The sequence below is a fragment of the Lelliottia sp. JS-SCA-14 genome (genome assembly GCF_035593345.1).
Taxonomy (GTDB): domain Bacteria; phylum Pseudomonadota; class Gammaproteobacteria; order Enterobacterales; family Enterobacteriaceae; genus Enterobacter; species Enterobacter wanjuensis.
Genome location: NZ_CP141606.1, coordinates 4,176,140 through 4,188,979 on the forward strand (window position 1 = coordinate 4,176,140; position 12,840 = coordinate 4,188,979).

General features: G+C 55.7%; 16 protein-coding genes. 14 read left to right on the plus strand and 2 right to left on the minus strand.

Annotated elements, in window-relative coordinates; all coding sequences use genetic code 11:
• Window positions 1-57 precede the first annotated feature (57 nt).
• On the minus strand, window positions 58-1,545 hold the full coding sequence (locus U9O48_RS19445; protein ID WP_285148204.1) for a UxaA family hydrolase: 1,488 nt from the start codon (window positions 1,543-1,545) through the stop codon (window positions 58-60).
• A gap of 17 nt (window positions 1,546-1,562) precedes the next feature.
• Entirely contained in the window at window positions 1,563-2,975 is a 1,413-nt protein-coding gene (uxaC, locus tag U9O48_RS19450; protein WP_285157401.1) for a glucuronate isomerase, read from the minus strand.
• A gap of 480 nt (window positions 2,976-3,455) precedes the next feature.
• Here uxaC and U9O48_RS19455 point away from each other — a divergent pair, with 480 nt between their 5' ends.
• The 14 genes from U9O48_RS19455 to U9O48_RS19520 all read left to right on the plus strand — a co-directional run bounded on the left by U9O48_RS19455 (window position 3,456) and on the right by U9O48_RS19520 (window position 12,752).
• Complete coding sequence (locus U9O48_RS19455; protein WP_282491746.1) at window positions 3,456-4,754, plus strand: MFS transporter; 1,299 nt, start codon at window positions 3,456-3,458, stop codon at window positions 4,752-4,754.
• Window positions 4,755-4,873: 119 nt separating this feature from the next.
• Complete coding sequence (exuR, locus tag U9O48_RS19460) at window positions 4,874-5,650, plus strand: transcriptional regulator ExuR (protein WP_282491747.1); 777 nt, start codon at window positions 4,874-4,876, stop codon at window positions 5,648-5,650.
• Between the two features lie 348 nt (window positions 5,651-5,998).
• Window positions 5,999-6,661, plus strand: a complete 663-nt coding sequence (gene yqjA / locus U9O48_RS19465; RefSeq protein ID WP_282491748.1) for a DedA family general envelope maintenance protein YqjA — start codon at window positions 5,999-6,001, stop codon at window positions 6,659-6,661.
• A 1-nt stretch (window position 6,662) separates the two neighbouring features.
• Window positions 6,663-7,046: an EnvZ/OmpR regulon moderator MzrA gene (mzrA, locus tag U9O48_RS19470; protein ID WP_282491749.1), complete on the plus strand. Its 384-nt coding sequence runs from the start codon at window positions 6,663-6,665 to the stop codon at window positions 7,044-7,046.
• Between the two features lie 155 nt (window positions 7,047-7,201).
• On the plus strand, window positions 7,202-7,570 hold the full coding sequence (locus tag U9O48_RS19475) for a DUF1090 domain-containing protein (protein ID WP_282491750.1): 369 nt from the start codon (window positions 7,202-7,204) through the stop codon (window positions 7,568-7,570).
• A gap of 29 nt (window positions 7,571-7,599) precedes the next feature.
• Window positions 7,600-7,905 carry a DUF883 family protein gene (locus U9O48_RS19480; RefSeq protein WP_282491751.1) on the plus strand — a complete coding sequence of 102 codons (306 nt, stop codon included), beginning with the start codon at window positions 7,600-7,602 and terminating at the stop codon, window positions 7,903-7,905.
• 2 nt (window positions 7,906-7,907) lie between these two features.
• Complete coding sequence (locus tag U9O48_RS19485; protein WP_282491752.1) at window positions 7,908-8,306, plus strand: phage holin family protein; 399 nt, start codon at window positions 7,908-7,910, stop codon at window positions 8,304-8,306.
• The gene (locus U9O48_RS19490) at window positions 8,303-8,602 is read left to right on the plus strand and encodes a YqjK-like family protein (protein WP_282491753.1); all 300 of its coding nucleotides are present in this window, start codon (window positions 8,303-8,305) and stop codon (window positions 8,600-8,602) included. The genes U9O48_RS19485 and U9O48_RS19490 overlap by 4 nt, the downstream gene beginning before the upstream one ends.
• 268 nt (window positions 8,603-8,870) lie before the next feature.
• On the plus strand, window positions 8,871-9,263 hold the full coding sequence (locus U9O48_RS19495; protein WP_282491754.1) for a DoxX family protein: 393 nt from the start codon (window positions 8,871-8,873) through the stop codon (window positions 9,261-9,263).
• A 73-nt stretch (window positions 9,264-9,336) separates the two neighbouring features.
• Window positions 9,337-10,323, plus strand: a complete 987-nt coding sequence (locus U9O48_RS19500) for a glutathione S-transferase family protein (protein WP_282491755.1) — start codon at window positions 9,337-9,339, stop codon at window positions 10,321-10,323.
• Between the two features lie 104 nt (window positions 10,324-10,427).
• Window positions 10,428-10,793, plus strand: coding sequence for a DUF805 domain-containing protein (locus U9O48_RS19505; RefSeq protein ID WP_324723040.1), 366 nt, complete (start codon window positions 10,428-10,430; stop codon window positions 10,791-10,793).
• A 110-nt stretch (window positions 10,794-10,903) separates the two neighbouring features.
• Window positions 10,904-11,443, plus strand: coding sequence for a primosomal protein DnaT (gene dnaT / locus U9O48_RS19510; protein ID WP_285145580.1), 540 nt, complete (start codon window positions 10,904-10,906; stop codon window positions 11,441-11,443).
• Window position 11,444: 1 nt separating this feature from the next.
• A complete protein-coding gene (gene dnaC, locus U9O48_RS19515; protein ID WP_282493445.1) occupies window positions 11,445-12,182 on the plus strand; it encodes a DNA replication protein DnaC in 738 nt (245 codons plus the stop codon).
• An 84-nt stretch (window positions 12,183-12,266) separates the two neighbouring features.
• Entirely contained in the window at window positions 12,267-12,752 is a 486-nt protein-coding gene (locus U9O48_RS19520; protein ID WP_285145581.1) for a DUF2501 domain-containing protein, read from the plus strand.
• The last annotated feature ends 88 nt before the right edge of the window (window positions 12,753-12,840 follow it).

Sequence of the window (12,840 nt, forward strand, 5' to 3'; positions counted from 1 at the left end):
CCTTGACCTTGTAGGCCGGGTAAGGCGCAGCCGCCACCCGGCAACACATGCGACGCCTTACAACGTCACACCGCTTTTGAAAATCGCCAGCTCGCGGAAATCGTTCTTTTCGTTGCAGGTCTGCTTGCCGTTGGCGAAATCAACGATGGTATCGATAAACTCATTCAGCAGCTGCGGCATGGCTTTGCCGTGAATCAGCTGCCCCGCATCAAAGTCGATCCAGTGCTTTTTCTTTGCTGCCAGCTCGCTGTTGGTGGCGATTTTCACCGTCGGCACAAAACCGCCGTACGGCGTGCCGCGCCCGGTGCTGAACAGCACCATATGACAGCCCGCGCCCGCCAGTGCGCTGGTAGCGACGGCGTCATTCCCCGGCGCGCTGAGCAGATTCAGGCCGTGCGTTTTCAGGCGTTCGCCGTAGCGCAGGACATCAACGACCTGGCTGGCACCGGCTTTTTGCGTACAGCCGAGGGATTTCTCCTCGAGCGTGGTGATGCCACCCGCTTTGTTGCCCGGCGACGGGTTTTCGTAAATCGGCTGGTTGTGGGCGATGAAATACTGTTTGAAGTCGTTCACCATGGTGACGGTTTTTTCAAACGTCTCTTCGTCGCGGCAGTGGCTCATCAGAATACGTTCCGCACCGAACATCTCCGGCACTTCGGTCAGCACGGTGGTGCCGCCGTTGGTGATCATATAATCCGAGAAGCGGCCCAGCATCGGGTTGGCGGTGATGCCTGACAGACCATCGGACCCGCCGCACTCCAGACCGAACTTCAGCTCGCTCAGTTTGCCCGGCTCACGTTTGTCGTGGCGCATCACCTCATACAGCTGATGCAGCTGTTCAAGGCCCGCTTCCACTTCGTCGTCCTGATGCTGACACACCATAAAGTGCACGCGCTCAGGATCGAAATCCCCCAGCGTTTCGCGGAATGCATCAACCTGGTTGTTTTCACATCCGAGGCCAATCACCAGCACCGCGCCTGCGTTCGGGTGGCGCACCATGTTTTGCAGCATGGTGCGCGTGTTGATGTGGTCGTCCCCCAGCTGCGAGCAGCCGTAGGTGTGGCTGAACAGGAACACGCCGTCTGTGCCTTCGGCATTGTTCGTCTCTTTCAGAAAACGGTTCTGAATTTGACGCGCAATCCCGTTCACGCAGCCGACGGTCGGCAGGATCCACAGTTCGTTGCGAATCCCGACTTCTCCGCTGGCGCGGCGGTAGATCTCCACGTCGCGATCTGCCCCCTGCCCCTCTTCAGCCTGAAAATCAGGTTGATAGCTGTACTCGTCCAGATCGCTGAGATTGGTGCGGGTATTGTGGGAATGAATATGTTCACCCGGCGCAATATCCGCCAGCGCATGACCGATCGGCAGACCATACTTCACCACGTTTTCGCCTTTGGCGATGGGGAACACGGCAAATTTATGCCCGCGTACAATCGCCTGGCGCAAGGTGATGGTCTGGTTTTCCACGGTCACTTCCGCGCCTTCACTCAGATCCGCCAGCGCTACGGCAACGTTATCCAGCGAATGGATCTTGATGTATTGCATATCAACCTCAAACGGCCTTAGTTCAGTTCAATGGCGAAGTAATCGCGCGCATTGTTAAAGCAGATGTTTTTCACCATTTCGCCCAGCAGCTGGATATCGGCCGGGGCTTCACCCGCAGCCACCCAGCGGCCAATCATCTGGCACAGAATGCGGCGGAAATATTCATGGCGGGTATAAGAGAGGAAGCTACGGCTGTCGGTCAGCATGCCAACGAAGCGGCTTAACAGACCCAGCTGTGCAAGCTGCGTCATCTGACGTTCCATGCCGTCTTTCTGATCGTTGAACCACCAGCCGGAACCGAACTGCATTTTGCCTGGCATCCCTTCGCCCTGGAAGTTACCGGTCATAGTGCCCAGCACTTCGTTATCGCGCGGATTCAGGCAGTACAGAATGGTTTTTGGCAGCAGATTTTGTTCGTTCTGTTTGCTCAACAGTTTCGACAGCTCTTCCGCCATCGGGCGGTCGTTGATGGAGTCGAAGCCGACGTCTGCGCCCAGCAGTTTGAACTGGCGCTGATTGTTATTGCGCAGCGCACCGATGTGGTACTGCTGCACCCAGCCGCGACGCGCGTATTCTGCGCCCAGGAACACCAGCACGGCGGTTTTGAACTGAGCCACTTCGTGCCCGGTCAGGGATTCACCCGCCAGACGGCGCGCCAGGATACTGTCCAGTTCGGCTTCATTCGATTCCGCGAACAGCACCACGTCCAGCGCATGGTCAGAGACTTTACAGCCGTGAGCCGCAAAGTGGTCGAGACGTTTGGTCAGTGCCGTTTGCAGATCGGTGAAACGACGAATATCCGTATCAGAGACTTCGGCCAGCTTCGCCATGTAGTCGCCGAAGGTCGCCTGTTCAATGTTGAAGGCTTTATCCGGGCGCCAGCTCGGCAGCACTTTGATGTCAAAGCTGCTGTCCTGTGCCACCACCGCGTGGTGCTCCAGGGTGTCGATCGGGTCGTCGGTCGTGCCGACCATCTTCACGTTCATCTGCTTCATGATGCCGCGCGCGGAGAATTTGTCCTGCGCCAGCAGGTCGTTGCACTGGTTCCAGATTTCGTCAGCGGTAGAAGGCGACAGCAGTTTGCCGGTGATGCCGAACGGACGACGCAGTTCCAGATGAGTCCAGTGATACAGGGGGTTGCCGATGGTGTGCGGCACGGTCGCCGCCCAGGCATCAAACTTCTCGCGGTCAGTCGCGTCGCCGGTACACAGGCGCTCGGCCACGCCGTTGGTACGCATGGCACGCCATTTGTAGTGGTCGCCCTTCAGCCAGATGTCATACAGGTTTTTGAAACGGTAATTTTCGGCAACCTGCTGCGGCGGTAAATGGCAGTGGTAGTCGAAAATCGGCTGGTCTTTTGCGTAGTCGTGGTACAGACGGCGGGCAAATTCGGTATCTAACAGGAAATCTTCGGTCATAAACGGCGTCATTATCGTCTTCCTCTATCACGAGAGTGTCGGAAAGCTAAAGCGTGTGTTCAGATGCTGCAAAGTTATCACACCAATTTCCAGAGACCGATGTTTTTTTCGTGAGTTAGATCAATAAACGCTGACAAATAAATTACCCCTAAAGGAGCAAACCCCGCCGCAAGCCGCGCCGCATCTGGCTTTGCGCAGGGTTAATAATGACCACACAAAGATTCACACATTTGTGATGTCACTCACCTTTTAAAGATGTATGACAAGTTATCTTTTCGCCGTCGCAACATATAAGCCGACGGAATGCGTTACCGGTGTGAAATCACCGGAATTAGCGGTACGGATACCGACTTCTGCACGATGACAACTGGCAAGGTTCGGGCCGTTCCGGGAGACACTCCCGGTTACGCCCTCCCGTTACAAGACAGCTCCCGGAAACGGTCGAGATGTACCGTGCTCCGGCGCGGCAATACTATAACGATGAGGTTTTAGATGCGTAAAATTAAAGGGTTACGTTGGTACATGATTGCACTGGTGACGCTCGGCACCGTGCTGGGTTACCTGACGCGTAACACCATAGCGGCGGCTGCGCCAACGCTAATGGAAGAGCTGCACATCTCCACCCAGCAGTATTCCTACATTATCGCGGCCTACTCCGCGGCTTATACCATCATGCAGCCTGTTGCGGGCTACCTTCTGGATATCCTGGGTACCAAAGTGGGCTACGCCTTCTTCGCCGTCACCTGGGCTATCTTCTGCGGCGCGACAGCGCTGGCAGGCAGCTGGGGCGGACTGGCGCTGGCGCGTGGTGCGGTCGGTGCGGCGGAAGCGGCGATGATCCCTGCGGGTCTGAAAGCGAGCTCCGAATGGTTCCCGGCAAAAGAACGCTCTATCGCGGTCGGCTACTTTAACGTCGGTTCCTCTATCGGTGCGATGATTGCTCCACCGCTGGTGGTCTGGGCGATCGTGATGCACAGCTGGCAGCTGGCGTTCATTATCTCCGGCGTGCTGAGCTTCGCCTGGGCGATGGCCTGGCTGATCTTCTACAAACACCCGCGCGATCAGAAGAAACTGTCTGACGAAGAACGCGAATACATCATTGGCGGTCAGGAATCCCATCACCAGACCAACAACGGTAAAAAAATGTCCGTGTGGCAGATTCTGGGTACCCGTCAGTTCTGGGGTATCGCCCTGCCGCGCTTCCTGGCAGAACCGGCCTGGGGGACATTCAACGCCTGGATCCCGCTGTTCATGTTTAAAGTCTACGGCTTTAACCTGAAAGAAATCGCGATGTTTGCCTGGATGCCTATGCTGTTTGCTGACCTCGGCTGTATCGTCGGCGGCTACCTGCCACCGCTGTTCCAGCGCTGGTTCGGTGTGAACCTGATCGTCTCCCGTAAAATGGTCGTCACCATGGGTGCACTGCTGATGATTGGCCCTGGCATGATCGGCCTGTTCACCAGCCCATACGTGGCCATCGGCCTGCTGTGTATCGGTGGTTTCGCGCACCAGTCTCTGTCTGGGGCACTGATTACCCTCTCTTCTGACGTCTTTGGACGTAACGAAGTGGCCACCGCCAACGGCCTGACCGGGATGGCCGCCTGGACCGCAAGTACCATGTTTGCTCTGGTGGTCGGTGCGCTGGCCGATACCATCGGCTTTAGCCCGCTGTTCGCGGTACTGGCTATCTTCGACCTGATGGGTGCAGTGGTGATCTGGACGGTGCTGAAAAACCAGTCCGCCGAGGAGCTACTCAATTCTCAGGTTGGCGGACCCGCGGAACAGAGTTAGCGCAATTTATCTGATATCAACGAAGCCGCCTTCCGGGCGGCTTTTTCATGGGGAAATCTGGAGACTGGCTCGCAAAAGTGGTATAACAAATCATCCGCCGTACCCTGCCTGGAGCGCATATGGAAATCACCGAATCACGTCGTTTGTATCAGCAACTTGCTGCCGAGCTGAAAGATCGCATCGAGCAAGGTGTCTATCTCGTCGGTGATAAACTGCCTGCTGAACGTTTTATTGCTGATGAAAAGAGCGTCAGCCGCACCGTGGTGCGTGAAGCCATCATCATGCTGGAAGTCGAAGGCTACGTTGAGGTGCGCAAAGGTTCCGGCATTCACGTGATTTCCAACCTGCCAAAACACTCCCCGGTGCCGGACGAAAGTCTGGAGTTCGCCAGCTACGGTCCGTTCGAACTGCTCCAGGCCCGTCAGCTGATCGAAAGTAATATCGCTGAATTTGCCGCGACCCAGGTGACCAAGCAGGACATCATGAAGTTGATGGAAATCCAGGATCAGGCGCGCAAAGAAAAATGTTTCCGCGATTCCGAATGGGATCTGCAATTCCACGTTCAGGTCGCCCTCGCCACGCAAAACACGGCGCTGGCCGCAATCGTCGAAAAAATGTGGACTCAGCGCGTTCACAACCCGTACTGGAAGAAATTACACGATCACATTGATTCCCGTACCGTCGACAACTGGTGCGACGATCACGATCAGATTCTTAAAGCGCTGATTCGTAAAGACCCCCACGCGGCGAAACTGGCGATGTGGCAGCATCTGGAAAACACCAAGCTGATGCTGTTCAACGAAACCAGTGATGACTTCGAATTTAACGCCGACCGCTATCTTTTTGCTGATAATCCGGTTGTTCATCTCGATACCGCATCCAGTCAGGCAAAATAAGTCCCCGCAACGCTGGCAGGCGCACCGCTGCGCCTTCCGGCTCGCTGTGGGTCAGTAAACATATATAGTGTCAGCCTGTGTAAATACCCTCGCGTCAGTTCCTCTCCATAGGCCAAAATCATTTCCCCGGCCGATCGCAAATTCTGTGACGCATTACCTCGGGCTTTGTTACAATTGGATGCAAATTGCATTTTTTAGTTAGTGCTTGCTTACCTAGCCATTTAACAGGGATCAGTTCTGGCCACCACATTGTGTCCGCGAGCGACCATAATGAAATCATAAACGATGTCGCTGAGCTGTTTACCCCGAATAACAGGCGAGACGTTAACCGATTTCCAGGAACACTGAATGGAACTTTTGACCCAATTACTGAATGCCTTATGGGCCCAGGATTTCGAAACCCTGGCCAATCCGTCCATGATCGGCATGCTCTATTTCGTCTTGTTTATGATCCTGTTCCTTGAGAACGGACTGCTTCCTGCTGCCTTCCTGCCCGGCGACAGCCTGTTAGTGCTGGTCGGTGTGTTGTGCGCTAAAGGAGCGATGGCCTTTCCGCAAACGGTGTTACTGCTCACTATCGCTGCAAGCCTTGGCTGCTGGGTGAGTTACATTCAGGGACGATGGCTTGGCAACACACGCATCGTGCAGAACTGGCTTTCTCATCTTCCTGCCCACTATCATCAGCGCGCGCACCACCTGTTCCATAAGCACGGTCTCTCTGCTCTGTTGATCGCCCGCTTTATCGCTTTCGTTCGTACCCTGCTGCCGACCATTGCCGGTCTTTCTGGCCTGAGCAGCGCCCGTTTCCAGTTCTTCAACTGGATGAGCGGCCTGCTGTGGGTGCTGATTTTAACCACCCTCGGCTATCTGCTGGGCAAAACGCCGGTGTTCCTGAAATACGAAGATCAGCTGATGTCCTGCCTGATGCTGCTCCCGGTGGTATTGCTGGTGTTCGGCCTGCTCGGTTCAGTGTACGTCCTGCTGAAGAAGAAATACGGGGCGCGCAATTAATATGGTGATCACGCCGCGTTCCCTGCGCCGCCTGTCTTACGCCCTGATTGCGCTGACGATCCTCAGCGCGATGGTGCTGGTGTGGACGGCAGTTCAGCATCAGGAATCGACGCTCGCCATTCGCCCGATGAGCCAGGGCGCCAGCGTGCCGGACGGTTTTTCTGTCTGGCACCATCTGGATGCGAACGGCATTCGCTTCAAAAGCATTACGCCGCAGGACGACGTTTTGCTGATCAAGTTTGACTCCAGCGCCCAGAGCGCTGCCGCGAAAGAGGTTCTCGACCGCTCCCTGCCGCGCGGGTATATCGTGGCGCTGCAGGACGATGACAGTCAGACAGCACTGTGGTTAACGCGGCTGCGAGACACCTCGCATCGGTTTGGTTAATTACCAGGATTCTGAATCTTTTCACTCACTTTGGTGATTACCCCGTTTACTTACTATGCTTAAGTACGCGGAGCACCCCTCAGAAGTTCTCCGCATGACACTGGAAAAGCGGCATACTCTTTACAAGTGCCGTAACACAATGGAAGGTTTCTATAATGAAATACCGCATCACTCTGGCTTTGGCCCTTTTTTCTTTGAGCACCGCGTCCTTTGCTAACACTCTCTGTCAGGAGAAAGAAAAGGACATCCAGCGCGAGATCACTTATGCCGAGAAGCATAATAATCAGCACCGTATCGACGGTCTGAAAAAAGCGCTGAGCGAAGTGAAAGCCAACTGCTCGGATAGCAAGCTGCGTGCCGATCACCAGAAGAAAATCGCTGAACAGAAGGACGAGATTGCTGAACGCCGTCAAGACCTGAAAGAGGCGAAAGAGAAAGGGGATGCGGAGAAGATTGCTAAGCGTGAAGATAAGCTGAAAGAGGCCGAAGAAGAACTGAAAGCCCTTGAAGCTCGCGATTATTGAGTTAACGGAAATCTCAACAGGAGAGAATTATGTCTAAAGATACGACTTCAGAACATCTGCGCGCTGAGTTGAAATCCCTGGCGGATACCCTGGAAGAGGTACTGAACTCTTCTACTGACAAATCGAAAGAAGAGCTGAGCAAACTGCGCTCCAAAGCGGAAAGCGCGCTGAAAGAGAGCCGCTATCGCCTGGGTGAAACCGGTGATGCGCTGGCGAAACAGACCCGCGAAGCGGCTGCGAAGGCCGACGAATATGTCCGCGATAATCCGTGGACCGGCGTGGGCATCGGCGCGGCCGTCGGTGTGGTTCTGGGCGTTCTGCTGACGCGTCGCTGATTATGGAAGATCCTCGTCACGCACAAGGGCCGGCTAAAAACGTCCTCGGCATTGGCCAGCGTATGTTAACCACGCTGGTCGGGATTGCCGAAACGCGGGTTCGCCTGGCGGTGGTGGAGCTGGAAGAGGAGAAAGCCAATCTCTTCCAGATGCTGCTGATGCTGGGACTGACCATGCTCTTCGCCGCGTTCGGGCTGATGAGCCTGATGGTGTTAATCATCTGGGCTATCGATCCGCAGTACCGCCTGAACGCGATGATCGCCACGACCGTCGTGCTGTTGGTGGGCGCGCTCATTGGCGGGATCTGGACGCTGCATAAAGCACGCAGTTCAACGCTGCTGCGTCATACCCGTCAGGAGCTGGCCAACGACCGCGCGCTGCTGGAGGATGAGAAGCCGTGAGCAGCACAACGGAACGTCGTAAACGCAAAGCGTATCTGTTAAGCCAGATCCAGCAGCAACGGCTGGATCTGACGGCCAGCCGTCGCGACTGGCTGGAGGTCACGCGTTCCTACGATCGCGGCTGGAACACCTTCCTGAGCCTGCGCTCGTGGGCACTGGTTGGCAGCAGCGTGATGGCCATCTGGTCGGTTCGTCACCCCAGCATGTTAGTCCGCTGGGCACGACGCGGCTTCGGTGCCTGGAGTGCCTGGCGTCTGGTCAAATCGACGTTGCGCCAGCAGCAGCTACGTTCTTAATCTCTGTGGTATTGCCGGGTGGCGCTCACGCTTACCCGGCCTACAAAACCAAGCCGTGCCCGTAGGCCGGGTAAGGCGAAGCCGCCACCCGGCACACTTCCCCGATTCCACTCACTCAATATCTTTGAAGAAGATTGACAGTTTTCCTTGCTAACAATTGTCATTCGTCACGTTTATTATCCTCTCCATCGACAGCAAACACGCGGTATCTACCCGGATTTGCACACAAATAATCGTCAGCCGCGTAAGTGGTTTTCTGGAGAGTAAAATGAAAAAATTAGAAGATGTTGGTTTGCTGGTTGCGCGTGTATTGATGCCAATTCTGTTTATCACTGCGGGCTGGGGCAAAATCACCGGTTATGCAGGGACTCAGCAGTACATGGAAGCGATGGGCGTCCCTGGGTTCCTGCTGCCCCTGACTATCCTGCTTGAGTTCGGCGGCGGTCTGGCAGTGCTGTTCGGTTTCCTGACTCGCACTACCGCGCTGTTCACCGCCGGTTTCACCCTGCTGACGGCGTTCATCTTCCACAGCAACTTTGCGGAAGGTATGAACTCCCTGATGTTCATGAAAAACCTGACCATCGCAGGCGGCTTCCTGCTGCTGGCTATCACCGGTCCTGGCGCTTTCAGCATCGACCGTGTTCTGAATAAGAAGTGGTAAGCACGCTATACTGAATAAAAAAGCGAGGAGATTTCTCCTCGCTTTTGCTATCTGAAGTCTGAAGGAGGAAAGAATGGGACAATTAGTTGACGGCGTCTGGCAGGATATCTGGTACGACACCAAATCCACTGGAGGACGCTTCAAGCGTTCTGTTTCGGCTTTCCGTAACTGGCTGACCGCCGATGGCGCACCGGGCCCAAGCGGTGAAGGCGGCTTTGCGGCAGAAAAAGATCGCTACCATCTTTATGTTTCCCTCGCCTGTCCGTGGGCGCACCGCACGCTGATCGTGCGCAAACTGAAAGGGCTGGACTCCTTAATTCCAGTTTCCGTCGTCAATCCGCTGATGCTGGAAAACGGCTGGACCTTCGACAGCGACTTCCCTGCAGCCACCGGCGACGATCTTTACCACCACGATTTCCTCTATCAGCTCTATCTGCGCGCCGACCCGCACTACACCGGTCGCGTCACCGTCCCGGTCCTGTGGGACAAGAAAAACCAGACTATCGTCAGCAATGAATCTGCTGAAATCATTCGCATGTTCAATACGGCGTTTGACGCCCAGGGCGCGCGGGCCGGTGATTTTTATCCGCCAGAGCTGCGCGATAAGATCGACGAGCTGAACAGCTGGATCTACGACAATGTTAATAACGGCGTCTACAAAGCCGGTTTTGCCACCAGCCAGGAAGCTTACGACGAAGCCGTCGGGAAAGTGTTTGAATCCCTGGCGCGCCTGGAGCAGATCCTGGGCCAGCACCGCTATCTGACGGGCGACCGCCTGACGGAAGCGGACATTCGCCTGTGGACTACGCTGGTCCGCTTCGATCCGGTGTACGTCACCCACTTTAAGTGCGACAAACACCGCATCAGCGATTACCTGAATCTGTACGGTTTCCTGCGCGATATTTATCAGATGGACGGCATCGCTGAGACCGTCGATTTCGACCACATCCGCACCCACTACTATCGCAGCCATAAAACCATCAACCCGACGGGCATTATCTCCATCGGCCCGTGGCAGGATCTGGACGAGCCGCACGGCCGCGATACGCGTTTTCGCTAAATTTTAAGGGTATCCTCGGATGCCCTTTTTTAATTCAGAATCTGCGACTATCCTTACCTCGATCGCTTAAAAAACAAGAGATTGTCTGAATATCGAGGCAGAAAATGGACTGGTATCTAAAAGTACTGAGAAATTACGTGGGGTTCAGTGGTCGCGCCCGTCGCAAAGAGTACTGGATGTTCGTTTTGGTGAACTTCATCCTCACGCTGGTGCTGGGGATTGTCGATAAAATTCTGGGATGGGAGCGCGCGGGTGGCGAAGGTATTCTCACCACCATTTACGCGCTGCTGGTCTTTCTGCCGTCGCTGGCGGTGCTGTTCCGCCGACTCCACGACACGGATCGTTCGGCCTGGTGGCTGCTGCTGGTGTTGATCCCGATCGTCGGCTGGCTGATCATTCTGGCCTTTAACTGCCAGAGCGGCACGCCGGGCGAAAACCGCTTTGGGGCGGATCCGAAATTGCAGCCTTGATCGTTCCCCGGTGGCGCAGCGCCACCGGGGAAATCCCCCTCCGTCCCCCCTTCTCTCTGTGCTACTATGACCCCATATCACGACGTCGTATTCGAGTAGAGAAAGTTGTTATGTCATCCAGACTCCTGACCACCAGCGTCGCCGGTATCGATGCCTTTGTGCGCGATCCTCGTGGCGTCTTAGCCAAAGCCGATGGCGGCACCCTTGCCGTGTTTGCCGACAACGCGCCAGCGTTTTACGCGATCACGCCTGAACGCCTGGCCCAGCTTCTGGATATTGAGGCGCGTCTGTCGCGCCCGACCAGCGACGTCAGCTTAGACACCCAATTCTTTGAAGAACCGACCAGCGCGCCGATTGCCGTCCCGATGGGCAAATTTGCCATGTACGCTGGCTGGCAGCCGGATGCGGATTTCCAGCGTCAGGCCGCCCTGTGGGGCATCGCCCTGACGCAGCCCGCCACGCCGGAAGAGCTGGCGGCGTTCATCGCTTACTGGCAGGCCGAAGGCAAAGTATTCCATCATGTGCAGTGGCAGCAAAAACTTGCCCGCAGCATGCAGATCAACCGCGCCAGCAACGGCGGCCAGCCTAAGCGGGATATCAACACGATTTCCGAACCCGATAATCAGATCCCACCAGGATTCAGAGGATGATATGAAAAACGTCGGCGACCTGATGAAACGTCTGCAAAAAATGATGCCTGCCAACGTGAAGCCCGCCTTCACCTCGGGCGAGGAGCTGCTGGCCTGGCAAAAAGAGCAGGGAAAAATGCGCTCCGAAGCCCTGACGCGCGAAAACCGCGCCATGAAAATGCAGCGCACCTTTAACCGCTCGGGCATTCGTCCGCTGCACCAGAACTGCTCCTTCGATAATTATCGCGTCGAAAACGACGGCCAGATGATGGCCCTCGCCAAAGCGCGCCAGTATGTCGAAGAGTTTGACGGCAGCATCGCCAGCTTTATCTTCAGCGGCAAACCGGGCACCGGCAAAAATCACCTCGCAGCGGCGATCTGCAACGAACTGCTGCTGCGCGGCAAATCGGTGTTAATCATTACCGTCGCGGACATTATGTCGGCGATGAAAGACACCTTCAGCAATCGTGAAACCACGGAAGAGCAGCTGCTGAACGATCTCAGTCATGTCGATCTGCTGGTGATCGACGAAATCGGCGTCCAGACCGAATCCCGCTACGAGAAAGTGATCATCAACCAGATCGTCGACCGTCGCTCCTCGTCGAAGCGCCCGACCGGCATGCTCACCAACCATAAAGCAGAAGATATGACCAGGCTGCTGGGCGAGCGCGTGATGGACCGTATGCGCCTTGGCAACAGCCTGTGGGTGAACTTCACCTGGGACAGCTACCGCGATCGCGTCACCGGCAAAGAGTATTAGGATATTTCCAGGAATGGCGCGCCTTGCGCGGGTATATACTGAAGCCACTTCCAGCCCGAAACGGGCCACTTTTGAGTTCATTTTATGAAAAAGCACATTCTTCTCAGCACAGCATTCAGCGTCGTTCTGCTCACCGGTGCCGCCCATGCGGCGTCCTGGCAGGACTCTTTGTCCAGCGCCGCCAACGAGCTGAGCAAAAGCAGCGGTAGTTCCCAGAGCGGCGGTCTGTCCGCATCGTCTCTCACCAGCCTGTTAGGCGGCAGCAATCAGAGCCTGAGCGCGGGCACCATGAACAACGCGGCGGGTATCCTCGGCTATTGCGCGAAACAGAAGCTGGCCTCGGTCACTGACACCCAGAATATCAAAAACCAGGTTCTCGATAAGCTGGGCCTGGATACGCAAGAGCAGAAACAAGACACCAACTATATGGACGGGATTCAGGGCCTGCTGAATGCCAAAGACGGCCAGCAGCTGAACCTGAGCACCCTCGGCGACTCCGCGCTGGCGAAGCAGGTGAAAACCAAAGCCTGCGATCTGGTGCTGAAACAAGGCGTTAATTTCCTCTCCTGATCCATCCCTTTTTCTGCCACAACAGGCCGCGTTTGTTAGGTTAATCTGGCAACGCGGCGTCAGACTCGTTTTTTGCTCATCTTCTTAC